Annotated in this window: 25 protein-coding genes; 19 read left to right on the plus strand and 6 right to left on the minus strand. The window is 58.1% G+C overall.

Annotated features, from left to right (window positions below; genetic code table 11):
* Positions 1 to 106: 106 nt before the first annotated feature.
* From CFT65_RS08220 to CFT65_RS08270, 11 genes are all read left to right on the plus strand, one after another.
* Complete coding sequence (locus CFT65_RS08220) at positions 107 to 1,660, plus strand: NAD(P)H-hydrate dehydratase (protein ID WP_088827574.1); 1,554 nt, start codon at positions 107 to 109, stop codon at positions 1,658 to 1,660.
* Positions 1,657 to 2,154, plus strand: coding sequence for a tRNA (adenosine(37)-N6)-threonylcarbamoyltransferase complex ATPase subunit type 1 TsaE (gene tsaE / locus CFT65_RS08225; RefSeq protein WP_088827575.1), 498 nt, complete (start codon positions 1,657 to 1,659; stop codon positions 2,152 to 2,154). Before CFT65_RS08220 ends, tsaE begins: the two co-directional genes overlap by 4 nt.
* A gap of 39 nt (positions 2,155 to 2,193) precedes the next feature.
* Positions 2,194 to 3,552 carry an N-acetylmuramoyl-L-alanine amidase gene (locus CFT65_RS08230; protein ID WP_088827576.1) on the plus strand — a complete coding sequence of 453 codons (1,359 nt, stop codon included), beginning with the start codon at positions 2,194 to 2,196 and terminating at the stop codon, positions 3,550 to 3,552.
* Positions 3,553 to 3,572: 20 nt separating this feature from the next.
* Positions 3,573 to 5,483 carry a DNA mismatch repair endonuclease MutL gene (gene mutL / locus CFT65_RS08235; RefSeq protein WP_088827577.1) on the plus strand — a complete coding sequence of 637 codons (1,911 nt, stop codon included), beginning with the start codon at positions 3,573 to 3,575 and terminating at the stop codon, positions 5,481 to 5,483.
* 28 nt (positions 5,484 to 5,511) lie between these two features.
* Complete coding sequence (gene miaA / locus CFT65_RS08240) at positions 5,512 to 6,516, plus strand: tRNA (adenosine(37)-N6)-dimethylallyltransferase MiaA (RefSeq protein ID WP_216360428.1); 1,005 nt, start codon at positions 5,512 to 5,514, stop codon at positions 6,514 to 6,516.
* 33 nt (positions 6,517 to 6,549) lie between these two features.
* Entirely contained in the window at positions 6,550 to 6,801 is a 252-nt protein-coding gene (hfq, locus tag CFT65_RS08245; protein ID WP_008170056.1) for an RNA chaperone Hfq, read from the plus strand.
* Between the two features lie 119 nt (positions 6,802 to 6,920).
* Positions 6,921 to 8,219 carry a ribosome rescue GTPase HflX gene (hflX, locus tag CFT65_RS08250; protein WP_088827579.1) on the plus strand — a complete coding sequence of 433 codons (1,299 nt, stop codon included), beginning with the start codon at positions 6,921 to 6,923 and terminating at the stop codon, positions 8,217 to 8,219.
* Between the two features lie 83 nt (positions 8,220 to 8,302).
* A complete protein-coding gene (hflK, locus tag CFT65_RS08255; protein ID WP_088827580.1) occupies positions 8,303 to 9,490 on the plus strand; it encodes an FtsH protease activity modulator HflK in 1,188 nt (395 codons plus the stop codon).
* A 2-nt stretch (positions 9,491 to 9,492) separates the two neighbouring features.
* Complete coding sequence (gene hflC / locus CFT65_RS08260; RefSeq protein ID WP_088827581.1) at positions 9,493 to 10,368, plus strand: protease modulator HflC; 876 nt, start codon at positions 9,493 to 9,495, stop codon at positions 10,366 to 10,368.
* A 175-nt stretch (positions 10,369 to 10,543) separates the two neighbouring features.
* Positions 10,544 to 11,725, plus strand: coding sequence for an ATP phosphoribosyltransferase regulatory subunit (locus tag CFT65_RS08265; RefSeq protein ID WP_088827582.1), 1,182 nt, complete (start codon positions 10,544 to 10,546; stop codon positions 11,723 to 11,725).
* A gap of 83 nt (positions 11,726 to 11,808) precedes the next feature.
* Positions 11,809 to 13,104, plus strand: coding sequence for an adenylosuccinate synthase (locus tag CFT65_RS08270; RefSeq protein WP_088827583.1), 1,296 nt, complete (start codon positions 11,809 to 11,811; stop codon positions 13,102 to 13,104).
* A 51-nt stretch (positions 13,105 to 13,155) separates the two neighbouring features.
* Here CFT65_RS08270 and cmoB read toward each other — a convergent pair whose 3' ends face one another.
* From cmoB to CFT65_RS08295, 5 genes are read right to left on the minus strand one after another with little or no spacing between them, the layout of a single operon-like run.
* Positions 13,156 to 14,148, minus strand: coding sequence for a tRNA 5-methoxyuridine(34)/uridine 5-oxyacetic acid(34) synthase CmoB (gene cmoB, locus CFT65_RS08275; protein WP_172408442.1), 993 nt, complete (start codon positions 14,146 to 14,148; stop codon positions 13,156 to 13,158).
* 2 nt (positions 14,149 to 14,150) lie between these two features.
* Positions 14,151 to 14,927, minus strand: coding sequence for a carboxy-S-adenosyl-L-methionine synthase CmoA (gene cmoA / locus CFT65_RS08280; protein WP_088827585.1), 777 nt, complete (start codon positions 14,925 to 14,927; stop codon positions 14,151 to 14,153).
* A complete protein-coding gene (locus tag CFT65_RS08285; protein WP_088827586.1) occupies positions 14,920 to 15,288 on the minus strand; it encodes a kinase in 369 nt (122 codons plus the stop codon). The genes cmoA and CFT65_RS08285 overlap by 8 nt, the downstream gene beginning before the upstream one ends.
* Before the next feature lie 34 nt (positions 15,289 to 15,322).
* Positions 15,323 to 16,339, minus strand: a complete 1,017-nt coding sequence (locus tag CFT65_RS08290) for a serine/threonine protein kinase (RefSeq protein WP_088827587.1) — start codon at positions 16,337 to 16,339, stop codon at positions 15,323 to 15,325.
* 11 nt (positions 16,340 to 16,350) lie between these two features.
* Positions 16,351 to 16,773, minus strand: coding sequence for a hypothetical protein (locus tag CFT65_RS08295; protein WP_172408443.1), 423 nt, complete (start codon positions 16,771 to 16,773; stop codon positions 16,351 to 16,353).
* A 152-nt stretch (positions 16,774 to 16,925) separates the two neighbouring features.
* Between CFT65_RS08295 and CFT65_RS08300 the strand changes: the two genes are divergently transcribed.
* A complete protein-coding gene (locus CFT65_RS08300; protein ID WP_228705807.1) occupies positions 16,926 to 18,035 on the plus strand; it encodes an NAD(P)/FAD-dependent oxidoreductase in 1,110 nt (369 codons plus the stop codon).
* Here CFT65_RS08300 and CFT65_RS08305 read toward each other — a convergent pair.
* Complete coding sequence (locus CFT65_RS08305; RefSeq protein WP_228705808.1) at positions 18,032 to 18,775, minus strand: ComF family protein; 744 nt, start codon at positions 18,773 to 18,775, stop codon at positions 18,032 to 18,034. The genes CFT65_RS08300 and CFT65_RS08305 overlap by 4 nt on opposite strands.
* A 41-nt stretch (positions 18,776 to 18,816) precedes the next feature.
* On the opposite strand from CFT65_RS08305, the gene bioB reads away from it, so the two are divergent.
* From bioB to CFT65_RS08340, 7 genes are all read left to right on the plus strand, one after another.
* On the plus strand, positions 18,817 to 19,875 hold the full coding sequence (gene bioB / locus CFT65_RS08310) for a biotin synthase BioB (protein WP_088827590.1): 1,059 nt from the start codon (positions 18,817 to 18,819) through the stop codon (positions 19,873 to 19,875).
* Between the two features lie 291 nt (positions 19,876 to 20,166).
* Complete coding sequence (gene bioF / locus CFT65_RS08315) at positions 20,167 to 21,342, plus strand: 8-amino-7-oxononanoate synthase (RefSeq protein ID WP_088828189.1); 1,176 nt, start codon at positions 20,167 to 20,169, stop codon at positions 21,340 to 21,342.
* Positions 21,339 to 22,094 (plus strand): carboxylesterase, encoded by a 756-nt coding sequence (locus CFT65_RS08320; RefSeq protein WP_088827591.1) that lies wholly within the window; start codon positions 21,339 to 21,341, stop codon positions 22,092 to 22,094. Before bioF ends, CFT65_RS08320 begins: the two co-directional genes overlap by 4 nt.
* On the plus strand, positions 22,082 to 22,909 hold the full coding sequence (bioC, locus tag CFT65_RS08325; RefSeq protein ID WP_088827592.1) for a malonyl-ACP O-methyltransferase BioC: 828 nt from the start codon (positions 22,082 to 22,084) through the stop codon (positions 22,907 to 22,909). Before CFT65_RS08320 ends, bioC begins: the two co-directional genes overlap by 13 nt.
* A 22-nt stretch (positions 22,910 to 22,931) precedes the next feature.
* The gene (gene bioD, locus CFT65_RS08330) at positions 22,932 to 23,624 is read left to right on the plus strand and encodes a dethiobiotin synthase (protein WP_088827593.1); all 693 of its coding nucleotides are present in this window, start codon (positions 22,932 to 22,934) and stop codon (positions 23,622 to 23,624) included.
* A gap of 51 nt (positions 23,625 to 23,675) precedes the next feature.
* The gene (locus CFT65_RS08335) at positions 23,676 to 23,921 is read left to right on the plus strand and encodes a flagellar basal body rod C-terminal domain-containing protein (protein ID WP_088827594.1); all 246 of its coding nucleotides are present in this window, start codon (positions 23,676 to 23,678) and stop codon (positions 23,919 to 23,921) included.
* A 238-nt stretch (positions 23,922 to 24,159) separates the two neighbouring features.
* A complete protein-coding gene (locus tag CFT65_RS08340) occupies positions 24,160 to 24,612 on the plus strand; it encodes a putative metalloprotease CJM1_0395 family protein (protein ID WP_416376640.1) in 453 nt (150 codons plus the stop codon).
* The last annotated feature ends 216 nt before the right edge of the window (positions 24,613 to 24,828 follow it).

The raw sequence follows: 24,828 nt of genomic DNA on the forward strand, positions 1-24,828 counted from the left end.
GGATATTTAATCTGATTAAGTTATGACCTTTCGTACTGTTTTGCTATGCTTTACAGGTAGCTGGCCAATTTTCTTAAACCGGTTTCTGTAACGGGAGCAAAGGTTCATGCCGCCGTCCGCTGGGCACAGTTTACCAGACGCACTCTTTTCCGCCGATGCGGTGAGGCAGATCGATCGCTATGTGATTGATCAACAAGGCGTTGATGGTTTTGAGCTTATGCAGTCCGCCGCCCACGCCGCTTTTCGCTGCCTGGTACGACACTGGCCAAACTGTGGCTCGGTGCTGGTTCTGTGCGGTGCAGGTAATAACGGTGGTGATGGCTACCTGGTCGCAGCCAGCGCAAAGAGGCATGGCCTGGAGGTTAGCTGTGTCGCCGTTGCACCAGCGTGCAAATTGTCCGGCGACGCCCGTAAAGCCTGGCAAAAGGCGCTGGCGGACGGTGTCGATGTTCTTGACCTGGAGGCTCTTAGCGAGTCATCGCAGGATGATCTTTTTGCCGGTGCAGGCCTGATTGTTGATGCCATGCTCGGTACCGGTGTGTCCGGCGCGCCCCGAGAACCCTTTGCCGCCCTGATAGGCCGGTGTAACAGTGCACCAGCTCCAGTCCTTGCGGTGGATCTGCCCTCCGGGCTTAACGCCACCACCGGAGCAGCCGAAGGGGATGTGGTCAATGCCGCCATGACGGTGACTTTTATCGGCCTCAAGGCTGGCCTGTTTACCGGACAGGGTGCAGCAGTGTGCGGCGAGGTAGTTTTCGAGTCTCTGGATACCGCCGACGGAATCGCTGGCAGTGGTCAGCGGCCAATAGCCTGCCGCCGTGACTGGAGGTCAGTAATGCCCTGGCTGCCGCCCCGGCCGGCCAACGCCCACAAGGGTCGTTTCGGGCATGTGCTGGTGGTAGCTGGTGATCGTGGCTTTGGCGGAGCCGGCCTGCTGGCAGCCGAGGCCGCTGCTCGCTCCGGGGCAGGGCTTGTCTCGCTGGCAACCCGACCTGAGCACGTGACGGCTGCCCTGGCCAGATGCCCGTCGGTGATGGTTCATGGCCTGATTCATGGCTCAGAATTGCCGTCACTGCTGGACGCCGCTTCGGTGGTGGTATGTGGCCCCGGTATCGGCCGGAGTGCCTGGGGACAGCAGATGCTGGAGCAGGTCATTGCCAGCGGCAAGCCGAGGGTACTGGATGCAGATGCCCTGAATCTTTTATCAGGCCGGGTTGCCGTGCCGGCGGACAATCACATTTTGACACCCCACCCGGGCGAGGCAGCCAGGCTGCTGAATTGTCTGGTGCCGGAGGTAGAAGCAGACAGGATGGCTGCCGCCAGAAAATTGCAGGCGCTGTATGGCGGAACGGTTCTGCTGAAAGGCGCGGGCACCATTGTCGCTTCTGAAGGCGGCGCCCTTGATGTTATCAGTGGCAGCAACCCGGGCATGGCCACTGGCGGAATGGGTGACGTGCTCTCGGGCATTATCGGGGCGATTCTGGGACAGATTGGCGATGGACAGAAAGCTGCCGTGTTCGGAGCGTCGGCCCACATGGCGGCGGCGGACAGGGCTGCAGAAATCAATGGGTTTATCGGGTTGATACCCAACGATGTGATCGATGCGCTGCCGTTGGTTTTTCGGGAGTCTGAAAGGAGCCCGGAGGCGAGAGAACTATGAGCATAATGGGTAACGAGCGCCGGCTTTTTCTGGAAAACGAGGCTGAAACCGAACATCTTGGCCGTGAGCTGGCGAGAACGGTCGCAGAATCTGACCACGGCCTGGTTATCTATCTGGATGGTGATCTCGGTATGGGTAAAACCACCATCAGTCGGGGCGTCATGCGCGGGCTTGGTCACGAAGGAGCTGTGAAGAGTCCAACCTATACGCTGGTTGAGCCCTACGAAACCCTGAACCCTCCGACTTACCATTTTGACCTTTATCGCCTCGGCGATGCAGAAGAATTGGAATATATGGGCATCCGGGATTACTTCTCCGGAGAAAATTTGTGCCTGATTGAGTGGCCCGAGCGCGGGAAAGGTGTTTTGCCAGAGCCGGATCTGGAGATTCATCTGGAGGTTCAGGCCGAAGGCCGCTCTGTGGTGATCAGAGCCCGGTCAGAGCAGGGTGCCCATATACTTAACGAACTTGAGCTGATCGGACCTGGACATTAGCGAGTCCAAGACCCGGGAATAAACTGGCAGGTAAGCTTTATGAATTGTGCAAAGCTGAGTAAACAACTGGTCTGGCCGCTTGCGGCATTGCTCGCCACGCTGGTGTTTCAGGTGTCGGCTGCAACGCAGGTCGAGAGCGCCCGTATCTGGCCTGCGCCCGATCACACCCGTTTGGTTCTGGATACTGGCGGGCAGGTGGAGCACAACATCTTCTCCCTGAATAGTCCGGCCAGGCTGGTTATTGATCTGAAGAATGCCAACCTGAAAACCGATTTTTCCGGTTTGGACCTTTCCGGCAGTCCGATCAAGCGAATCCGTAGTGCGCCAAGGAACGGGACCGATTTGCGCGTGGTCCTCGATCTGAAGGCCGACATCAAGCCGCGGAGCTTCCAGCTTGAGCCGAACCAGCAGTATGGCCACCGGCTGGTGGTCGATTTAATTGATGAAAGCGGCAGTCGGCTTGAGAAGGCGACCACGCCCACCGTGACCCAGGACTCATCCGGAAAGCGGGACGTCATTGTGGTCATCGATGCCGGGCACGGCGGCGAAGATCCGGGTGCGATTGGTCCGCGGGGAACCCGCGAAAAGGATGTGGTTCTGAAAATGGCGAAAACCCTGGCTGACCTGATCAATGATCGGCAGGGCTATACCGCCAAACTGACCAGAACCGGTGACTATTACATTGGCCTTCGCAATCGAACGATTCTGGCCAGGAAATACAGCGCCGACCTGTTTGTCTCAGTACACGCCGACGCTTTTCGGACGCCGCAGCCCAAGGGTGCCTCGGTCTTCGCTCTGTCCCAGCGAGGTGCCACCAGTGAGACGGCCCGATGGTTGGCCAACAGTGAGAACCGGTCTGACCTGATCGGCGGTGCTGGCGGGCTGTCCCTCGACGGCCGTGACGACATGCTTGCCGGTGTGCTGCTGGACCTCTCCATGACGGCGAGTATTAACGCAAGTCTGGGTGTTGGCAGTTCGATCCTTGGCAAACTGGGCGGTGTGGCGAAGTTGCATAAACCCGGTGTAGAGCAGGCCGCGTTTGCGGTTCTGAAATCGCCGGATATCCCCTCCATTCTTGTGGAGGCCGGATTTATCTCGAATCCCCAGGAAGAGAAAAATCTGGCCACAGAGTGGTATCGCAACAAGCTGGCCGGCGCCATCATGAAAGGCATTGATGACTATTTTCAGAAAACGCCACCGCCCGGGACTCTGCTCGCGTGGCAGAAACAGAACCGTCAGGGTGGAAACAGTATCAGCCAATACCGTATACAGCGGGGAGACACGCTTTCCGGCGTGGCCCGGAAAAACCAGACCACCGTCAGTGAGCTGATGCAGTTTAACGACCTTCGGGACGACCGTGTTATGGTAGGGCAAACCATTCGTATTCCCGCGTCCTGATCAAGAGGTTTTTCCGTAACATGCCCCCCATTCGATTGCTGTCACCACGGCTCGCGAACCAGATTGCCGCGGGCGAGGTGGTGGAGCGACCTGCATCTGTCGTCAAGGAACTGGTCGAAAATGCCCTCGATGCCGGTGCTAACCGCGTCGATGTTGAGGTGGAACAGGGCGGCGCCAAGCTGATTCGTGTTCGGGATGACGGGAGCGGGATTGAGGAAGGCGACCTTCCCCTGGCTCTCAGTCGTCATGCCACCAGCAAGATCGCCAGTCTGGATGACCTGGAGGCAGTGGCGTCTCTTGGCTTTCGCGGGGAAGCGCTCGCCAGTATCAGTTCGGTGTCCCGGCTCACTCTGACCTCAAGAACCGAATCGCAGGAAGCGGCCTCCCGGGTGGAAGTCGAGGGTCGGGAAATGGACGCGAGGATTTCGCCTGCTGCACACCCGGTCGGAACGACTGTGGAAGTGCGGGACCTATTCTTCAACACCCCCGCCCGTCGGAAATTCCTACGTACCGAGAAGACCGAATTCAACCATGTTGAGGAGTGCGTGCGCAGGCAGGCGCTGAGCCGTTTCGACGCCGGTTTTACTCTGCGCCACAATCAGCGCGTTGTACAGAGCCTGAGGCCGGCCGAATCGGCTCTCGACCGCGAGCGGCGTATTGGCGCCCTGTGCGGCCAGCAATTTATCGACAACGCGGTGGTTATTGATGCGGAAGCCACTGGTTTGCGGCTGTGGGGCTGGGTAGCACTGCCCACGTTTTCGCGTAGCCAGGCCGATCTCCAGTATTTCTTCGTCAACGGTCGCGTTATCCGTGACCGCCTGGTGGCCCATGCCGTGCGCCAGGCCTATCGGGATGTACTCTACAACAACCGGCATCCGGCGTTTGTGCTCTATCTGGAAGTCGACCCCGCCACCGTCGATGTAAACGTCCACCCGACCAAGCACGAAGTCCGGTTTCGGGATGGTCGGCTGGTTCACGACTTCATTTTCAGAACCCTGCACAAGGCGTTGGCCGATGTCCGGCCGGACGATCATTTGCGCGGTGCTGTGGCGCAGTCCTTTGGTCGCGAAGCCGGGACCCAGGGTCAGGAAGCAGTGTCGGCAACCGGTGCTCCTGAAGAAGCGGGCTGGAACGGCCAGTCGTCGACACCCAATTACGGTTATACCGGTGGCTCAGGCGCCGGCTTTGGCGGACAGTTACAGCCGCAGCAGGAGTGGCGCGCCAGCGATCAGATGGCCTTTTATCAGTCCCTGAATGCCGGCGGCGGGAGTGACGGACAGCAGGCCATGTCCGCACGCGATAGCGTCGCTACTCCAATGCCGACTCCACCTGCGGACAGTGACCAGGAGCCGCCGCTCGGGTATGCCATCGCCCAGCTGCACGGGATCTATATTCTTGCCCAGGGTCGGGCAGGGCTCATTGTGGTGGACATGCACGCAGCTCACGAGCGCATTACCTATGAGCGAATGAAGAGAGCACTTGCCGAGCAGGATCTGAAAAGCCAGCCATTGCTGGTACCGCTGTCGTTGGCGGTCAGCCAGAAAGAAGCAGCCCTGACGGAGAGTCATGGTGAAGAATTGCAGAAACTCGGTCTCCAGATTGAGCGCATTGGACCGGAAACCCTTGCTGTGAGGCAGGTGCCCGCGCTCCTGCGTGGTGCTGACACCGAGCAGTTGGTGCGTGACGTACTGGCGGATCTGATTGAGCATGGCCAGAGTGACCGTGTTGAGGCGGTGACACACGAATTGCTTGGAACCATGGCATGCCATGGTTCCGTTCGTGCCAATCGACAGCTAACCATTCCCGAAATGAATTCACTGCTCCGGGATATGGAAGCCACTGAGAGAAGCGGCCAGTGCAATCATGGCCGCCCCACGTGGACCCTGGTGACCATGTCTGAACTGGACAAGCTGTTTCTCAGGGGGCGCTGAGGTGTCTCTGCCGCCTGCCATTTTCCTGATGGGGCCAACGGCCTCAGGCAAGACAGACCTTGCCATGGCGCTCTGCGATCACCTGCCTTGCGAAATCATCAGCGTGGACTCTGCGATGATCTATCGGGGTATGGATATCGGGACTGCCAAACCGACTGCGTCAGAGCTCGCGCGGGCGCCCCATCGGCTGATTGATATCTGCGATCCAGCTGAAACCTACTCCGCTGCGGACTTTCGCCGGGATGCACTGGCAGCGATGGCCGAAATAACGGCCGTGGGCAAGATCCCGCTGCTCGTCGGCGGCACCATGATGTATTTCAAAGCGCTGCTCCATGGAATGTCTGGCCTGCCATCGGCCAGCCCGGCCGTGCGAAGGGCCCTGGAGCAAGAGGCTGAAGAGCGTGGCTGGGAGAGCTTGCACGAGGAGCTGCGAAGCAATGATCCGGTTGCAGCCGAGCTGATCCATCCGAACAATCGGCAGCGTCTGATGCGGGCCCTGGAAGTGCTGCGTCTCACAGGCAAGCCGATTTCCGAATTCTGGCGAGCCGAACCGGATGCTGGTGAACAACCAGAGGCAATGGTGCAGGGTGGTGATATTAAGGATTACACCTATTTCACTCGCTGGCAGGCAGACGAAACACATTTGCTTCCGTATACTGTTATCAAGCTCGCTATGACGCCGCCTGAGCGGCGAGTGCTTCATGAGCGGATTCGCCTGCGTTTTCTGAAAATGCTTGAGGCGGGTTTTGTTGATGAAGTTCGGGCACTGATGCTCAGGGAAGACTTGCACCCCGATCTCCCTTCCATGCGTTGTGTCGGATATCGCCAAGCCTGGAGTTATTTGTCCGGGGAAGACGATTACGAGACATTTGTCAGCAAGGGAGTCGCAGCGACACGCCAGCTGGCGAAGCGGCAGCTGACCTGGTTGCGCAAATGGTCCGATGTGGGCTGGCTGGACAGCGACGACAAACATATCGTCGAGGCAGCCTTGAAAATAATCCGACTTCGCACCACATTTAATTTTGACAAATGACGATCTGCATTTACTAAAAACAGGAGAAAACACATGTCAAAAGGGCATTCGTTACAAGACCCTTACCTTAATGCATTGCGCAAGGAACGCATTCCGGTTTCCATCTTTCTGGTCAACGGTATCAAACTTCAGGGCCAGATCGAGTCTTTCGACCAGTTCGTGATTTTGCTGAAAAATACTGTCAGCCAGATGGTCTACAAGCACGCTATTTCCACTGTGGTACCTGCCCGTAATGTACGCATTCCGCAGCAGGCTCCGGGAGGAGAGGGCGAGTCTGAAGACTGATTCAGCCAATTTCCCGGTTTTGCTACCCGCGTTCCGTAAGATCCCGTCCAAGGTTCTTTTGGCCGCGGGTGTTTGTTTTTATGAAACTCAAAATCTGATGGCCCCGGAGTTGATAACAATTGTTTGAACGTCCTGATGTTGGTGAGCGCGCGGTACTCGTCCACATCGATTTTACTGCCCATGATGGCACCGAAGACCCGGGTGAGTTCCGGGAACTGGTAACGTCCGCCGGCGTAGAGCCTGTTTCCACGGTTACCGGGTCCCGCAAGCAGCCCAGCCCGAGATTTTTTGTTGGTGAGGGCAAGCTGGAAGAGATTCGCGATGCCGTAGCCGCTAATGAAGCGGACGTTGTGCTGTTCAACCATGCGCTGAGTCCGCGTCAGGAGCGAAACATTGAGCAGGAGCTCAAGTGCCGGGTGCTTGACCGTACCGGCGTGATCCTTGATATCTTCGCCCAGCGCGCCCGGACCCATGAAGGTAAACTGCAGGTCGAGCTGGCCCAGCTCGACCATATGTCGACGCGCCTGGTGCGGGGCTGGACCCACCTTGAGCGGCAGAAGGGTGGTATTGGTCTCAGGGGGCCGGGTGAAACCCAGTTGGAGACTGACCGCCGCCTGTTGCGGGAGCGGATCAAATCCATCCACAAGCGTCTTGAAAAGGTTCGCCGGCAGCGGAACCAGGGTCGCCGAGCCCGCCAGCGGGCCGACATACCCACGGTTTCATTGGTCGGTTACACCAACGCAGGAAAATCGACGCTATTCAACCGGATTACAACTTCCTCCGTATATGCTGCAGATCAGCTGTTCGCCACGCTGGATCCGACGCTGCGGCGGTTGGAACTTCCGGATATCGGGCCGGTCGTAATGGCGGACACCGTGGGCTTCATCCGGCATCTACCCCACAAGCTGGTTGAAGCTTTCCGGGCCACGCTGGAGGAAACCACGCAGGCGACGCTTCTGCTGCATATTATCGACAGCCACGACCCGCGGCGTGACGAGAACATCGAGCAGGTCGAAGAGGTTCTGGCCGAGATCGGGGCCGATGACATTCCCATGCTGCAGGTTTTCAACAAGATCGATTTGCTGGAAAATTTCACCCCGAGAATCGAGCGCAATGAAGAGGGTATCCCGGTGCGGGCCTGGGTGTCTGCGGTAACCGGCGAGGGACTGGACGGCCTGTTCGACGCGATCGTTGAACGGGTCGCCGAAGATGTTGTCCACCACTTCGTTCTGCTGGGTCCGGCGGACGGCAAGTTGCGCGCGCTGTTGCACGAAGCCGGCTCCGTGCTGACCGAGGAACACCGTGAGACGGGCGATACCGTTGTCGAGGTGCGCTTGCAGAATCGGGACTGGCAGCAACTGCTGAGCCGGGCCGGAGTAAACGAAAAATCAGTCAGGCTGGACCTTGGGCACGCCTGAAACCGCAGCGGCTATTGCCGGGGCGGAGATAAATCCCTAGTATTTGCAGCCATTCTATTTATAAGTCAGTAACGGAGAGCACTATGGCCTGGAACGAACCGGGTGGAAACCGTAACGACAATGACCCCTGGGGTACCGGTGGTGGTCGACGCGGCAATGATCAGGGGCCGCCAGACCTTGATGAGGCGCTGAAAAAAGGTCTCGACAAGCTCAACAAGATGCTGGGCGGCAAGGGTGGAAAATCCGGCGGCAGCGGTGGCAGTAGCGGCGGAAGCGCCGGTGGTTTCGGGGCGATCCTCGCGCTGGTAGCCATCCTGGCGGTTGGTTACGTAATCTTCCAGTCTTTTTATACGGTTGACGAACAGGAGCGGGCGGTTGTTCTTCGCTTTGGTGAATACCATCAGACCGAGAATCCTGGCCTGAGATTCAAGGTGCCTCTGATCGACAACGTTACCAAGGTGCGTGTCACCAACGTGCGTACGGCCGAGTCCAGTGGACAGATGCTTACCCAGGATGAAAACCTGGTCACGGTAGACCTGCAGGTTCAATATCGCGTGGGCGACGCTGAAGCCTATGTGCTGAATGTGCGTGACTCCAACCAGGCACTGGCTTTTGCGACCGATAGTGCGATTCGTCACGAGGTCGGCAGCTCGACACTCGACGACGTGCTGACCGAAGGTCGTGCGGAACTGGCCGTGCGGGTAGAGCAGAGACTCCAGATGTTCCTGCGGGAATACGGCACCGGTCTGGAGTTGGTGCGGGTTAACGTCGAAAGCACCCAGCCACCACCAGCGGTCCAGGATGCCTTCCGTGAAGTCCAGAGGGCCCGTGAGGACGAGCAGCGGGTTAAGGAAGAAGCTGAGACCTACCGCAACCGGATCGTTCCGGAGGCTCGTGGTGAGGCCCAGCGTATGATCGAAGAAGCCAACGCCTACAAGGAAGAGGTTATCGAGCGGGCACGTGGTGAGACCTCGCGTTTCCTCGAGCTACTGGCCGTCTATCAGATGTCTCCGACAGTGACGCGCGAGCGCTTGTATTTGCAGACGGTCGAGCAGGTCCTGGCCAACAGCAGCAAGATTCTTGTGGATACGGAGAGCAGTGGCAACATGATGTACCTGCCGCTTGATCGACTGACCCAGGGCTCGCTGCCCCGCACCGGAGGATCGTCCTCCGGCAGCAGCCAGGGCAATGTGGACATCCAGACCCTGACTGATCAGGTTCTTCAGGAACTGCGAAGCAGGCAGGATACTACCGTTCGGAGGAGCAGATAATTATGGGACCTAAAGGTGTAGTGGGCCTTGCAGGCGCTCTGATCGTTGTCCTGCTGGTACTGTCCAGTGTGTACATCATTCCGGAAACCCATCGGGGTGTTCTGCTCCGGTTCGGTGAGCTGGTAGAGACCGATATCCAGGCCGGTATCCATTTCAAGGTCCCGGTCATCGACCAGGTTCGTGAATTCGATATCCGGGTTCTGACCATGGATCTGCCATCCAGGCAGTATCTGACCGTGGAGAAGAAGCCGCTGGATGTGGATTCCTATATTGCCTGGAAGATCCGGGACGTGGATCAGTTCTACCGGGCGACAGGCGGTGATGAGTTCCGCGCTCAGTCTCTGCTTTCTTCCCGTGTCGATAACGGGCTGCGGGACGAGTTCGGTATCCGGACCATGGTCGAAGTCGTCTCCGGCCAGCGGGATGAGCTGATGCACACCCTGCGGGATCGCGTAAACCAGACGGCCCAGAACGAATTCGGTATTGAAGTCCTGGACATTCGTGTCAAGGCCATCGAATTCCCTGGTCAGGTGAGCGAAAACGTCTACCGCCGGATGGCGACCGAGCGCGAGAAGCTGGCTCAGGAATTCCGTTCCCGGGGCCGGGAGCTCGCAGAAGGTATTCGTGCCGACGCCGATCGCCAGAGAACGGTTGTTCTTGCGGAAGCTTTCGCCCAGTCAGAAGAGACTCGGGGTGAGGGCGACGGTCAAGCGGCCAGAATATACGCCGATGCCTACGGCTCGGATGCTGAATTTTACAGCTTCTACCGGAGTCTCCAGGCTTATCGCAACACCTTCATGAGCAAGGATGACATCATGGTGATCGATTCCGAGAGTGCGTTCATGAAGTTCCTGAACGATCCGCAGGGTGCCCGTTAACCCTGCAGGATGAGACCAAAAACCGGAATACCCCCGTATTCCGGTTTTTTTGTGCCCGCCAACCGTGTAAAATTCTGCCGGTTTTGTGTCGGGCTTTTGCCGAGTGCCGCCTTAAATCCTGTGTGATCCCCCCAGCCGACTGTGCCGGAGCGGATATAACGGACAACGGAATCTCATGACAGTATCTGATCGCTGGTTACTGCCAGACGGGGTAGAGGATATTCTTCCCCCGCTGGCCGGACGGATCGAATCCCTGCGTCGGGATGTAATGGATACCTGCCAGCGCTGGGGCTACCAGCTGGTAATCCCACCGCTCATTGAATATCTCGAATCCCTGTTTACCGGAACCGGGAACGATCTGGAGCTTCAGACTTTCAAGCTCACCGATCAGCTGACCGGGCGGATGATGGGTGTTCGCGCCGATATGACGCCTCAGGCGGCGCGCATTGATGCCCATACCTTGGGCCAGGAAGGGATCACCCGTCTATGTTATGCCGGGCACGTACTCCACACCCGCCCGAGGCATATGCTGACAGGTCGCACACCCATCCAGGCCGGCTGCGAACTGTTTGGCAGTGGCTCCGAAGCGGCGGATATGGAAGTGATCAGCCTGATGCTGGAAACCCTTCGGGTGGCGGGTTTACCCCGTATCCATCTGGATCTGGCCCATGTGGCCATCTATGAAAGCCTGATTGGCGAAGCGGATTTTGATCGGGATACGGAGAACGCGATTTTTGACGCCATGGCCCGTAAATCGGTGCCTGAGCTTGATCAACTGCTCGGTGAGTGCCCGTCTGGCTCCGCTGGCGCTCGTCTGCGGGAGCTGGCCCGGGTCAGCGGTGGCCCGGAGGCTTTAAGCGAAGCCCGCCGGATCCTGCAGGGTGCGTCTGATAACCTGGACGCGGCACTCGACCAGCTTGGGCGCGTATCTGACATGTTGGGACGGGATTATCCGGATATCAGCTTCGGATTCGATTTCTGTGAGCTTCGTGGCTACAACTACCACACTGGCTTGGTGTTTGCGGCCTATGTTCCAGGCCATGGCGATTCAGTTGCCAAGGGTGGCCGCTATGATGCCATCGGCAGTGACTTTGGCCGGGCCCGCCCGGCAACCGGGTTCAGTCTTGATATACGGTCGCTCGTCTCTCTTGGAGAGAGGGTGGTACGCAGTGCCGGTGCAGTCTGGGCGCCGGCCGATGACGACCCGGCCCTGGAAGGCGTGATTTCCGGTTTGAGAATGACGGAAACCGTTGTTCGCGCCTTGCCCGAAGACGACGGCGTGAATCCGGCTGCCAGAGGCTGTGACCGGGAGCTGGTTAAACAGAATGGCCAATGGGTCGTGCAGACGCTGGGCTGACGCCTCACGGGCCTCGTTGAATTCATTTACAGGTAAACTTGCGAAACGCTTGTCCTGCGGGGCAGCCGCACTGAGAGAGAATCATGGGTAAAAATGTTGTTGTGCTGGGCACCCAGTGGGGTGATGAAGGCAAGGGTAAGATTGTTGACCTGCTGACCGACAAGGTTGCAGCGGTTGTTCGCTTCCAGGGCGGGCACAATGCCGGTCACACCCTGGTGATTGACGGCAAGAAAACAGCGCTTCACCTGATTCCTTCCGGTATCCTGCGGCAGCACGTCTATTGCCTTATCGGTAACGGCGTCGTCCTGTCGCCGGAGGCTCTGCTTAAAGAAGTGCGTGAGCTGGAAGCCAATGACGTGGCGGTTCGCGATCGCCTGCGCATCAGCCTGGCCTGCCCGATTATTCTGCGTACCCACGTCCGCATTGATCAGGCCCGGGAAAGAGCCCGCGGTGTCGACAAGATCGGCACAACCGGTCGCGGCATCGGGCCGGCCTATGAAGACAAGGTGTCCCGCCGTGGTCTTCGCCTGGGTGATTTGTGCAATCCCGCCGACTTCGAAATGAAGCTGCGGGAGATCATGTCCTACCACAACTTCATCCTGACCGAGTACTTCAAGGAAGAAGCCGAAGACATCGATGCGGCTCTTGAAGAGCTCAAGCAGATGGGCGAGGAAATCCTGCCGATGGCGGCGGACGTGACCGACATGCTGCACGACTTCCGCAAGCGTGGGGAGAATATCCTGTTTGAGGGCGCGCAAGGCTCGCTGCTGGATATCGACCTGGGTACCTATCCGTACGTGACCTCTTCCAACACCACCGCCGGCGGAACCGCCACCGGTTCCGGTTTCGGACCGCTGTTCCTGGATTATGTGCTGGGTATCACCAAGGCCTACACCACCCGTGTCGGTTCTGGTCCTTTCCCGACCGAGCTTTTCGACGATATGGGTCAGCACCTGGCCGTCAAAGGCAATGAGGTGGGTACGACAACCGGTCGCTCCCGCCGTTGTGGCTGGTTTGATGCGGTAGCCCTGCGCCATGCTATCCAGATCAACAGCGTATCCGGCATCTGCCTGACCAAGCTGGATGTCCTTGATGGTCTGGAGACGGTTAAGGTTTGCGTGGGCTACAAGACCCCGAACGGCGAGATTTTCCGGCCGCCCATTGGCTGCGACAGTTACAAGGACATCGAGCCGGTCTATGAGGAGCTGCCGGGTTGGAGTGAGAGCACCGTTGGCCTGACCAGCGTTGATCAGCTGCCGGAGAATGCCAAGGCCTATATCCGTTTCCTGGAAGAGCAGATCGAGGCGCCAATCGACGTGATCTCCACTGGTCCGGATCGTATCGAGACGATTACTTTGCGTCACCCCTTCGGCGAGTAATTGCCAACTTAAAAAAGCCGCCCTGCCATAAGGCACGGCGGTTTTTTGCGTTCAGGGCTTTTCGGCAATCACGGTGGCCCGAAGCGGCCCCGGGTATCCCTCCACCGTTTTTGACGGGTCGTCCGGATCGAGAAAATCCTGGAGGGAGTTGAAACGCATCCAGTCGGTGCTTCGCTGTTCGTCCGTGGTGGTCGCGGTCACATCCACCACCCGAGCATTTCGGAAGCCGGTACGGTCCAGCCAGCGCAGCAGAGTGTCACAACTGGGCAGGAACCAGACGTTTCGCATCTGCCCGTAGCGATCCTCGGGCATCAGGCTGAAGCCTTCAGGCCCCTCGACTACGAGTGTTTCCAGCACCAGCTCGCCGCCCCGGCGTAGTGTTCCCTTCAGCTCTAACAGGTGATCCAGCGGCGAACGACGATGATAAAGGACCCCCATGGAAAAGGTGGTGTCGAAGGTTTCAAGGTCTGCCGGCAGGTCTTCCATCCGGATTGGAAGCAGGTCGACAGGGACATCGCCGAGGTAGTCTTTGACGCTGAAGAACTGAAACAGGAAAAGGAGCCCGGGATCGATGCCGATCACCCGGCTCGCACCTTTTCCCAGCATGCGCCAGCAGTGGTATCCAGAGCCACAACCTACATCCAGTATTCGACGACCCGAAAGGTCTGAGAGGTACGGAGACACCCGGTCCCACTTCCAGTCGGAGCGCCACTCGGTATCGACGTAGGTACCGAAGAAATCGAAGGGGCCTTTTCGCCAGGGCATCAGGCCGCGTAATCCCAGCTCCAGTTGTTCTTGTTGTGCCACGGTCAGGGGTTGCATGGAGGTCAGGGATACGGCGGATCGGTCCAGTTGCGCTTCTACCTGTGCAAGGTAAGGTAGCTGGTCAAGGGCAGCTTGCCAGCGATCGAGATCGCCGTGGGGGCGGTCTTCAAAGCGGTGGGTCAGTTGCTTTTGGAGTTGCACCGCCCAGTGATCCAGGCCGTCGTCTGCAAGTTCATTGATGATTGGCCCGAAACGGGCTTTCCAGTCAAAATCTGCCATGATCATTCGGTGGTTTGGTTGGCCTTGATGGCGAGCATGGAAACAAAGTTGAAGCACTGGTACCACACCACCACATCATTGAAGCCTGCCGCCAGCAGTCGTGCCTTGTGGGCTGCCAATGTTTCAGGGATCAGCACCTGTTCGATGGCTGTGCGTTTCTGGCTGATTTCAAGATCCGAATAGCCGTTAGCGCGCTTGAATTCGTGGTGCAGTCGGGTCTGAATGGCCTGCTCGCCTTCAGACTCAAAGCGGATTTTCTCGGACAGGATCAGAACGCCGCCGGGGAGAGTGGCATCAGCAATTCGTTCGAGCAGGCTGGCCCGCTTTTCCGGGTCGACAAACTGTAGCGTGAAATTCAGAGTGGTCACCGAGGCTTTGCTGAGTTCAGTGTCCAGAATATCTTCGCACTTCAGGGTAACGGGGAGAGCGCTGTCGTCCAGGGCGATGTAATGCTCGCAGCTTTCGATCATGGCGCTGGAGTTATCCACGCCGACAAGGGTGCAATCGGCATGGGATATGCCGTGGCGCATTGCCAGGGTTGAGGCGCCCAGGGAGCAACCGAGGTCATAGCAGTGGGAGCCCGGTTGGGCGTATTGTTCGGTGATTACCTCAATCATCGGAATGATGGTCGTGTAACCCGGCACGGAACGCCGAATCATGTCCGGGAAGACCCTGGCCACAGATGCGTCGAACCGGAAATCTTCCGGCCGGCGTTCTGTTGCAAACAGCCGGTCCGTCACCTGCTCGGGTGCCTCCGACGGCTTCCGGGATTTATTCATTGGTGTCGGGTGCCTTGGGGGCGGGCGGAACGGCAGGTCCCGTGGGTGACGGTCTGGCGCAGCGTACGCCGCGATTTTTATAGTCCACCAGGATTCCCCTGAACGAGGGGTCTACATCGGCGGCAATTGCCAGGTAACCATTTTCGCAAACGGCGTGTAGTTCCGAGGCTTTGGGTGACATACGGAACGGATCCTCCTCGGTTACATGGATGGCCTGGAAATCGCCAACAGGCATGTGATCCTTGTTCTCGCTATGACTGATCTTGCCGCTCATTTCCAGTACAAGAACGGTGCCAATAGCCGCAACCAGGGCGGTTACAATCAGGCTACGGACGGTGTAACGGGCCTCATTCTGGCTCATGCCTACCTCGAATCAAACGAATTTAAAGTGTTGGTCAGTACTGTCCCGGCACCGTGATGGCCGGAGACTGCAAGGCTGATAACTGCTCCCGGAGCGAGAGAACCTGGTCTGACCAGAACCGTGGCTGGGCAAACCAGGGAAAGAAACGCGGAAATGCGGGATCGTCCCAGCGCTTTGCCAGCCAGGCGCAATGCGCAATCTGCCGGTAGCAGCGCAGCGGCTCAATCAGGTGGCGTTCACGGCGATTGAAATCACGGAACATTTCGTAACCTTCCAGCAGTTCGCCGAGCTGGGCTCCCCGCTCGAAGTCGTCGCCGTTCAGTAGCAACCACATGTCCTGGATAGCAGGCCCAGTGCGGCAATCGTCAAGATCCACAAACAGCATCTGCTCGTCCCGGCAAAGAATGTTACCGGCATGGCAGTCGCCATGAATTCGCAAGGTTTCCACCGGGCCGGCTTCATCAACCCGAGCGGCACAGAGCGTTTTCAGGTCCGGTATCAGGCTGTCCCAGGCGGGCCTGAGATCTGCAGGTATCCAGCCACCTTCCACCAGAAGCCGGTTGCTGGCTTCAATGCCGTCAAGCAAGTCCATGGTGGAGCGGTGGGCAAAAGGTTTTTTGGCGCCAATGTTGTGGATCTGGCCCAGCCATTGACCCAGCCGGTACAGGGTATCGGTTACACTGGTGTCTGGCGCCTGCCCGCCGCGCTGCTGAAAAACCGCGAACAGGAATTCACCATGGCACCCAAGGGTGTCACCGGACGCCAGTTTCATGGGAGCTACGACCGGAATGTCCGCTTGCAGGAGTTCCAGGGTGAAGGTGTGCTCCTCCCGGATTTCCGCTTCGCTCCATCGGCCCGGCCGATAAAACTTGGTGATGACCGGCGCGCCCTCATCCAGTCCCACCTGATAAACCCGGTTTTCATAGCTGTTCAGTGCGAACAGCCGGCCACTTACCGCAAACCCGGCTTCCTCCATCGCATCCAGAATGATATCCGGCTTCAGGGAATCGTAGGGGTGGGTGGATGCCGGGAGTGATGGATCATGGGTCATAAAGGGACGTTTCAGAGCCTTGTGTCGTATTTGGATTTCATGGATTGCAGATGGTACCAGTTTTCATCCAGCTCCCAGCGGATACGGCCGATCCCTGAGGCCCCAAGAACAACGTCTCCGGCGCGGGCCTGCACCTGAGCCAACTCGCGCTCTGCCCGCTGCCAGTCCCGATGGCTGTCCCCAAGATTGCGCATGCTCGGAAAGACCGCACTCAGTGCCTTGTTGGTCGATGTAGTATGGGAGCGCAGCGAGCTCATAATGGCCGTATCACCCTCCACCCTGAGCACCCGATGCTTGTAGGGATAACTGGCAACCACCTCATCGGCTTTCAGTCGCTCGTTCAGGCTGATTACTTCAAAACCACGCCAGCCGAGCCACCCGACAAAAAGGGCCGCCACAACCATTACCAGAACAAACTGCTTCCTGTCAGACATCATAAGCCGGGCTCCACGCACTACTTTCCGGAAGCAAGTATAACCGTTATGGGCTCTTGAGTAATGTGTTCAGCCTACTGGCGCCGGTTTTCGTCGGGATCGCGGGATAGGGTATGCTCAGTGTCTTGTCAGTGGAGCAGGGGCAAGCGTAAGTGTCGACAGAAGTGCTGGAGGCTCAAACTGTTGTAATAGGCGCCGGTGTCATTGGCTTGGCCATTGCCCGCGCTTTGGCGAGAGCTGGACATGAAGTAATTGTGCTGGACGCCGCAGACCGGTTTGGTGAGGGCATCTCCTCAAGAAACAGCGAAGTCATTCATGCAGGTATTTATTATCCGGAAGGGTCACTGAAGGCGGAACTGTGCGTTGAAGGCCGACAGCGGCTTTACGAATATTGCCGAACCCACAAGGTCGAACACCGGAGGTGCGGCAAATGGATTGTGGCTCCCGAGGAGCAGCAAAATGGCAAGCTGCGAGACATTCAGGCTGCTGCAGCGCGCAATGGCGTTGAACTCGACCTGTATGATGAAGACAGAGTCGCCCGAGATGTTCCGGAAATCCGCGCCAGCTCGGGGCTCTGGTCGCCGGAAACCGGTATTGTCGACAGTCATGGGCTGATGCTCTCGCTGCTCGGCGAGCTCCAGGATGCTGGTGGTCAACTGGTTCTCCGTTCACCGCTGGTAGCCGCTGAATCAGATAACCAGCGGCACCTTCTGCACGTGGGAGGCGAACATCCGCTGATTCTGAAAACAAAAAACGTCATCAATGCCGCCGGGCTCGGCGCTGTCCCGCTGGCAAACAACTGGGCTGGCTTGCCCGAAGAATACAAACCACAGCAATGGTTCGCCAGGGGCGTCTACTTCAGCTACAGGGGCCGAATACCCTTCAAAACCCTGATCTACCCGGTCCCTGAACCCGGTGGCCTGGGTGTCCACCTCACCCTCGATCTCGCCGGTCAGGTCCGTTTCGGCCCGGATGTGGAGTGGATCGACAAGGAAGACTACACCGTGGACCCCAGCCGCCTTGAAACCTTCGCCACAGGCGTCCGCCAATGGTGGCCAGGCCTTGACGCGACCCGACTTCAACCCGCCTACGCCGGCATCCGACCAAAGTTGACGGGTCCTGACGGGGGCTTTGCGGATTTCCAAATTGATGGGCCTCAGGAGCACAGTTTGCCCGGACTGGTGAATCTGTTTGGGATCGAATCGCCCGGGTTAACATCCTGTCTGGCAATTGCTGAACGTGTCAAAGCTATACTGTCTTAACCGGGCGTCCGCGCCAAAGCCCAGACCTGAATCTCCCGGGCCCCGGCTTCCCGGAGTGCTGATGCCAAGACCCGAACTGTCGCTCCCGTCGTTACAACATCGTCCACAATGGCCACTCTCTCAGGCGCCGGCGAGATGACCTTAAACACCCCGCAAAGATTCGCCAGGCGCGCCTCACGATTCAACTCCCGCTGCGCCCGAACCCGCTGGACGCGCTGCACCAGCCCGGTAGCCACAGGAATTTTCAGGTGGCCTCCGATGGTCTCAGCAATGTCCTGAGCCTGATTGAACCCACGTTGGCGCCGTCGCCTTGCATCCATTGGTGCGGGCACCAACGCCTCTGGCTTCGTGATGCTACCGCTGTGCAATGCCTTCTCAAGAAGCCCGTTGAAATCCGCCATCAACGGCCGGCCGAATTTGCGTTGGCCATTGTATTTGTAACGGCCAATCATGCCGTCCAGCGGGTACTGGTAACGCCAGGGAACAAAGGACGTATCAAAGGGTGGCGGGCGCTTCAGGCAGTCGCCACAAAGCAGTTCCGACGATGGAAAAGCCAGCGGCAGGGCGCAGCAGCGACAGCGCCAACGGTTGACCGGTAACTCGTTACGGCAGGGTTGGCATAACCCGTTGAAAGCGTCGGCTGAAAGGCATGCGACACAGAGTCCACCTTGTTGGACGCTGTTAACCTTTTTGTCCATGAAGGTTGACAGCCAGTTCAGTCCCTTTATCATCTGATTCATCCGTAAACCCAGAGACCGGGAAAGGTTAACAGGACTTTTACATGACCGCTACAGAACTCCGCCACGACTGGACACTGCAGGAAGCCCGCGAGCTTTTCGAGCTTCCCTTCAACGACCTTCTTTTCCGTGCCCAGAGCGTGCATCGCCAGTATTTCGATCCCAACGAGGTGCAGGTAAGCACCCTGCTGTCGATCAAGACGGGCGCCTGCCCCGAGGATTGCAAATACTGCCCTCAGAGCGGTCATTACAACACCGGCCTTGAGAAAGAAAAGCTGCTGGAAATTGAAAAGGTGGTGTCTGAAGCCAGGGCCGCAAAACAGAAGGGCGCTTCCCGGTTCTGCATGGGCGCCGCCTGGCGCAGTCCTTCCAGAAAAGACATGCCTTATGTTCTGGACATGGTCAAACAGGTGAAATCCCTGGGCCTTGAAACCTGCATGACCCTCGGCATGCTGAAAGAAGAACAGGCCGTAGAATTGGCTGATGCCGGATTGGATTACTACAACCACAATCTGGATACGTCCGAGAAGTATTACAGCCACATTATAACCACGCGTACCTACCAGGACCGTCTGGACACGCTCGACAATGTTCGCAAGGCCGGTATGAAAGTCTGCTGCGGCGGCATTATGGGCATGGGCGAAGATGAGGATGACCGGGTTGGTCTGCTGGTTCAGCTGGCAAATCTGCCTCATCATCCGGAAAGTGTGCCGGTGAATATGCTGGTGAAGGTAAAAGGTACGCCCCTGGAGGACGTTGAGGATCTGGATCCGTTCGAGTTCATCCGGATCATTGCCGTGGCGCGGATCTTGATGCCGGCTTCTCACGTTCGCCTGTCGGCAGGGCGTGAGAACATGAATGAGCAGATGCAGGCTCTGTGTTTCATGGCTGGCGCCAACTCGATTTTCTACGGCGAAAAACTCCTGACCACCGCTAATCCGGAGGCTGATGCCGATATGCTGCTGTTCAAACGGCTGGGTATTCGCCCTGAGCAGCGGGAGCAGTGTGCCTCTGAGGAGCAGGAAGAGGAGGCGATTGCCGAGGCCGTGGAGTATGAGGCGACTCGTCACATGTTTTATGACGCTACCCGCGAATCTGCCTGAGTTTCAGAAGAATTGCTGAAGTTCGGGGGAGCAGTCTGCGTGCAGGGCTCTCCGGGATACGCTACAAGCACTCCGGTGGGGTCCAGCCAGCAATCACAGATTGCTGTCGTTCGGCTGTCGCATGAAGCTTCGCTTCATCGGCGCTCGGCCTCACCCATGTGCGCTTGTTTCGGGCCATTCATGGCCCTCTACAATCCCGGAGAGCCCTGCACGCAGCCTGCCCGAACCTTCGGGTGCCTTCATGGCATCAAAGCTGATTCAACGCGTAACGGTTAACCTGGAGCGATGCCTGTGCGGGACTTTGCCCTTGAACTCGAAGAGCGTAAACAGGCCGGTCTATATCGGACGCGTCGGCATGTAGCCGGTCCTCAGCGGCCTTCCCTGATTGCTGACGGCAAGCCTCTGTTGTCGTTTTGCAGCAACGATTACCTTGGTCTTGCCAATAACCCTGCCAATATCGAGGCACTGCGTAATGCACTTCCCGAGACAGGTCTCGGCGGCGCGGCTTCTCATCTGATTTGTGGTCACCATGATGCCCATCACCGGCTTGAACTACGTCTGGCGGAGTTTACCGGGCGCAGTTCGGCGCTGTTTTTCTCCACCGGTTATATGGCCAATATGGGGGTTATTTCGGCGCTCGCCGGGCGGGGCGATACCATTTTTTCGGATCGGCTGAATCATGCATCCATCATTGACGGCTGTATCCTGAGCCGGGCCCGGGTCCGGCGTTATGCCCATGGCGATGTGGCGGCGCTGGAGGCGATGCTGGCGGAAACGTCCGGGCATAAGTTGGTGGTAACGGACGGTGTGTTCAGCATGGATGGCGATATTGCACCGTTGGCGGAGTTGGCCCGGGTCTGTCGCGCCCATGATGCACTTCTGATTGTTGATGACGCTCACGGAATCGGCGTGCTCGGGCCTGAGGGGCGGGGCAGCGTTGCCGAGGCGGGGCTGTCTGAAGAGGATGTGCCTGTGCTGATCGGTACCCTCGGCAAGGGGGTTGGTACCAGCGGCGCATTTGTTGCCGGGCCGTCGATGTTGATGGATTATCTGGTTCAGAAGGCCAGGACTTATATTTATACGACGGCGATGCCGCCGGCTCTTGCCATGGCAACTATCTCGAGTCTGGATCTTATTGAGCGGGATCAGGGGCGTCGCGAGCATGTATTGAGCCTGGTTTCCCGGTTCCGGTGGGAGGCCTCGGCCATGGGGTATGCATTGATGCCCTCGCGCACGCCGATCCAGCCGATCATGATTGGCGATAATCATGACGCACTGGCGCTGAGTCAGGCGCTGGAGGAGCGTGGTTTGCTGGTGTCGGCCATTCGCCCGCCGACGGTTCCGGTGGGTGAAGCGCGTCTGCGGGTAACGTTCAGTGCCGCACATTCTCAGGAGAACCTTGATTGTCTGTTGAGCGCACTTTCTGAGTGCCGTCATCTGGTTCAAAAGACGGACATGGCGATATGAGTTCCTGTAGGGTCTGTCCGCGTCTGGTGGTGGTTGCTGGCTGGGGCGTTCGTGCAGAGATGCTGTCGGAGCTCTATGGCTACTGGCCCGGGAAAGTTGTGCAGGTATCTCTGGACGATGAGTTGCTGGTCCGTTGCCGTTCCCTTTCAGAAGTAACGGATGAGCTTTTGTCGCTCTATCCGGAACCGTCGGTGTGGATGGGGTGGTCTCTGGGCAGTCAGGTGGTCATGGAGGCTGCCGCGCGTGAGACCGGCGCGGTATCTGTCGCCATAACGCTGGGCGGTTTCCCGAAGTTTGTTGCCGATGGCAGCTGGCCTCATGGGATGCCGGCACGGGATTTCCAGGCGTTCGCCCTTGGTATCCGGCGGGACCCCCAGCGGCATTGGCTGCATTTCCTGTTGTTGATGATCAACGGTGCGGTGGACGAGAAACAGGAGCGACAACGCCTCAAGCCCTGGCGCGAAAAAGGTACCCTGGTTTCTCACGAACATCTCTGCAAGAGCCTCGCGTGGCTGGAAGCCGGGGACCAGCGGGCGTTGTGGCGTTCGCTAACCACGCCCGCACTTCACATAATAGGAGAGAGGGTTATTGTGGTTCGGTCCCGGGCCGAGGATCTCTCGGTTCCAGCTTCAAGCAGCCATGTGGTGGTTTCGGGTATGGCGCACTGGCCGGGGGGATGCTCGGCCTCGGATTGCTGGGGTGCAATGCAGACGTTTTTGGCATCGCGAAGGGATCTGTCATGGGCGTTATGAGCCGTTCGCCGGGAGCATCGGCTGGCGTTTCTGAAACGCTCAAATCGGATATTGCCCGGGGTTTTGGCACTGCCAGTGGCACCTATGAAACTGCTTCCAGACTGCAGCGCTTCATGGGCAATACCATGCTGCAGAAATTTGAGTTCCGGCAAAGCCCGGCTCCCGATTTAACAGTGCTGGACCTGGGGTGTGGCACCGGTTGGTTTACCCGAAAGTTCGCAGACTTTGAGCAGATTGAGTCGCTGAGCGGGGTTGATCTGTCGCCGGGTATGCTGGCGCAGGCTCGGGAGAAGGGCCCTGCGGGAATTAGCTGGATTGTGGGCGATGCCGAACACTTGCCTTTGCCGGATAGAAGCATCGATGTAATTTTCAGCAATCTCATGATTCAGTGGTGTGGTGACCCCGGTGCGGTGCTCCGGGAATGTCGGCGTATTCTGCGTCCCGGTGGATTTCTCATGGTCTCCACGCTGCTGGATGGCACGTTGAGAGAGCTGAAAGATGCCTGGCAGGCGGTGGACCCTGATCATCAGCACGTTAATCGCTTCGAGACCGACCTCGCTTTGCAGGCCAAGGTACGCGCCGAGTTGCCGGGTGCCGTTGTTGAAAACCGCGCCATCAGGCTTTCCTACGATTCTCCGATGGCCCTGGCAGGTGAGCTTCGCCACCTTGGTGCGGGCTTCCGCGGCGCTGGACGGCGAAGAGTGGTCACGGCTCCCGGCAGAATGCGGGCAATGTGCAAGCAGTACCCTAGAGAGCCAGACGGCACTATCATGGCAAGTTATGAATCTGCATGGGTCTACTGGCAGAAACCATAGGACTCGTTAACTGGGAATAATAATGGCCAAGCAATCCTTCTTTGTAACGGGCACGGACACGGGGGTTGGAAAAACCCTGGTATCCGCAGCCATTCTTCACGCGGCCAGGGCCATGGGCAAGCACACCCTGGCTATGAAACCCATTGCGTCTGGTTGCGATAGGACGCCCGAAGGCCTCCGCAACGAAGATGCCCTGATTCTGCAGAACGCCATTACTGAGCCACTGGCCTATGAGTTGATTAACCCGGTAGCGCTGGAGCCTGCCATTGCACCGCACGTTGCGGCTGAACAGGCCGGGCGATACATCACCTCTGATCGCCTTGTCGGGTTCTGCCGTGGCTTACAGATTCGTCCGGCAGACCTGCTACTGGTTGAGGGTGCCGGTGGCTGGCGGGTCCCTCTTAACGATAGGGAAACCTACTCGGATTTTCCGCGCCAACTGAACATGCCGGTTATTCTGGTAGTTTCACTCCGCCTCGGCTGTATCAACCATGCCCTGCTGACATCAGAAGCCATCAGGGGTGACGGTCTGCAAGTGGCCGGGTGGGTCGCCAACCGAACCGAACCTGAGCCCATGAGTTGCGAACAGGACACCCTGAACTATCTGGTAAACCACATGGGCGCGCCCTGCCTGGGTATTCTGCCGTGGCTGGAGCAGTCTCGGGCTGAAATGCTGGCTGGTTATCTGAATATCGACGGGCTGTTTGAAAATTGACCAGGTTTGTGGCTTAATTAAGTCAATAAATGGTCATCGGGCAGCGCGGTTATGATCAATAACACCCTCTCAGTTGGAATTCAGGGCATTCAGGATGGCATGGTCGGCATGGAAAATGCCGCCCGAAAGATTGCCCGTGGTGGCGCTGACGGCCCTCAGGGAACCTCAGAAGGCGCGGGCAGCCTCATTGAACCGATTGTTGATCTCAAGATATATGAGCGCAGTGTTGAAGCGTCCGCGCAGGTGGTAAAAACCGCCGACGAAACACTGGGAACGCTTCTTGATATCATGGCTTGAATACTGAAAGGGCGCCTGGCTCGTGCTTTCATCTCTCCCTCCTGCTCTCCCACCTTTTTCCGGGACTTCTTTCCAGGGCCAGGTTTCTCCACGCGTCCAGACCCCAGGCTCAGCAGCGGCTGAGCCAGAGCTGCCGACCGCCGGAGCCAAATCCACTGAGGCTTCGGGCAAAGCCGAGTCTGCACGGGAAAATCCCGAGTCCAAACCCGGTGACAGGGGGGGCGATGATCCTCAGGGGTTGTCTGAACAAGAGCTGAAACAGCTGACCGAGCTGAAAGCGCGGGACCGTGAAGTCCGTGCACATGAAGCTGCGCACCAGGCGGTTGGAGGCCAGTATGCAGGCGCCATGTCCTTCACCTATCAGCGTGGGCCGGACGGCGCACAGTATGCGGTAGGTGGGGAAGTCTCTATCGATCTGTCTCCCGTGCAGGGGGATCCCCAGGGGACCATCGAGAAGATGCGGATTGTCCGGGCGGCGGCGATGGCGCCGGCGGAGCCCTCTGGTCAGGATCGTGCGGTGGCTGCTCAGGCGATGCAGATCATGCTTCAGGCCCAATCGGAGCTCGCCGCCGAAACAGGAACTTCATCAAGGGCTGCCAGTGATGCCTATCGTGAGGTCTCCGCCATGGGAGAGTCTGATCAGAGCGGTGACGAAAACCGTGCTACCTCCTTCGAACCGGTGTCTGCCTGACCGGTTATTTTCCAACTCCCAGGTCCTTCCATAGATATCCGGCACTTATAACTGTGATCCGGCTGCATGCACTGTGGTGGCGCGTGATCCGGTGACAGTTCGCAACACAAATTTTGCATCCGGCTATTGACAATTCTGTGTCTGTAAACGTATGTTTCAAACAAGTGTTTAATTAAGGCTGCAGCGCATTGCGTTGCGGTGTCTGAGCAAACCCAA

This window comes from Marinobacter sp. es.048, assembly GCF_900188435.1.
Lineage (GTDB): Bacteria > Pseudomonadota > Gammaproteobacteria > Pseudomonadales > Oleiphilaceae > Marinobacter.

Excerpts from the sequence above, each read along its gene's own strand:
- bioC (WP_088827592.1), top strand. The coding sequence starts at position 22,082 with ATGGGCGTTATGAGCCGTTCGCCGGGAGCATCGGCTGGCGTTTCTGAA.
- miaA (WP_216360428.1), top strand. The coding sequence starts at position 5,512 with ATGGGGCCAACGGCCTCAGGCAAGACAGACCTTGCCATGGCGCTCTGC.
- tsaE (WP_088827575.1), top strand. The coding sequence starts at position 1,657 with ATGAGCATAATGGGTAACGAGCGCCGGCTTTTTCTGGAAAACGAGGCT.
- cmoB (WP_172408442.1), bottom strand. The coding sequence starts at position 14,148 with ATGGCAGATTTTGACTGGAAAGCCCGTTTCGGGCCAATCATCAATGAA.
- CFT65_RS08295 (WP_172408443.1), bottom strand. The coding sequence starts at position 16,773 with ATGTCTGACAGGAAGCAGTTTGTTCTGGTAATGGTTGTGGCGGCCCTT.
- CFT65_RS08335 (WP_088827594.1), top strand. The coding sequence starts at position 23,676 with ATGATCAATAACACCCTCTCAGTTGGAATTCAGGGCATTCAGGATGGC.
- CFT65_RS08220 (WP_088827574.1), top strand. The coding sequence starts at position 107 with ATGCCGCCGTCCGCTGGGCACAGTTTACCAGACGCACTCTTTTCCGCC.
- hfq (WP_008170056.1), top strand. The coding sequence starts at position 6,550 with ATGTCAAAAGGGCATTCGTTACAAGACCCTTACCTTAATGCATTGCGC.
- bioB (WP_088827590.1), top strand. The coding sequence starts at position 18,817 with ATGACCGCTACAGAACTCCGCCACGACTGGACACTGCAGGAAGCCCGC.
- hflK (WP_088827580.1), top strand. The coding sequence starts at position 8,303 with ATGGCCTGGAACGAACCGGGTGGAAACCGTAACGACAATGACCCCTGG.
- CFT65_RS08230 (WP_088827576.1), top strand. The coding sequence starts at position 2,194 with ATGAATTGTGCAAAGCTGAGTAAACAACTGGTCTGGCCGCTTGCGGCA.
- CFT65_RS08290 (WP_088827587.1), bottom strand. The coding sequence starts at position 16,339 with ATGACCCATGATCCATCACTCCCGGCATCCACCCACCCCTACGATTCC.
- mutL (WP_088827577.1), top strand. The coding sequence starts at position 3,573 with ATGCCCCCCATTCGATTGCTGTCACCACGGCTCGCGAACCAGATTGCC.
- CFT65_RS08320 (WP_088827591.1), top strand. The coding sequence starts at position 21,339 with ATGAGTTCCTGTAGGGTCTGTCCGCGTCTGGTGGTGGTTGCTGGCTGG.
- CFT65_RS08270 (WP_088827583.1), top strand. The coding sequence starts at position 11,809 with ATGGGTAAAAATGTTGTTGTGCTGGGCACCCAGTGGGGTGATGAAGGC.
- CFT65_RS08265 (WP_088827582.1), top strand. The coding sequence starts at position 10,544 with ATGACAGTATCTGATCGCTGGTTACTGCCAGACGGGGTAGAGGATATT.
- hflC (WP_088827581.1), top strand. The coding sequence starts at position 9,493 with ATGGGACCTAAAGGTGTAGTGGGCCTTGCAGGCGCTCTGATCGTTGTC.
- cmoA (WP_088827585.1), bottom strand. The coding sequence starts at position 14,927 with ATGAATAAATCCCGGAAGCCGTCGGAGGCACCCGAGCAGGTGACGGAC.
- CFT65_RS08285 (WP_088827586.1), bottom strand. The coding sequence starts at position 15,288 with ATGAGCCAGAATGAGGCCCGTTACACCGTCCGTAGCCTGATTGTAACC.
- bioD (WP_088827593.1), top strand. The coding sequence starts at position 22,932 with ATGGCCAAGCAATCCTTCTTTGTAACGGGCACGGACACGGGGGTTGGA.
- CFT65_RS08305 (WP_228705808.1), bottom strand. The coding sequence starts at position 18,775 with ATGAATCAGATGATAAAGGGACTGAACTGGCTGTCAACCTTCATGGAC.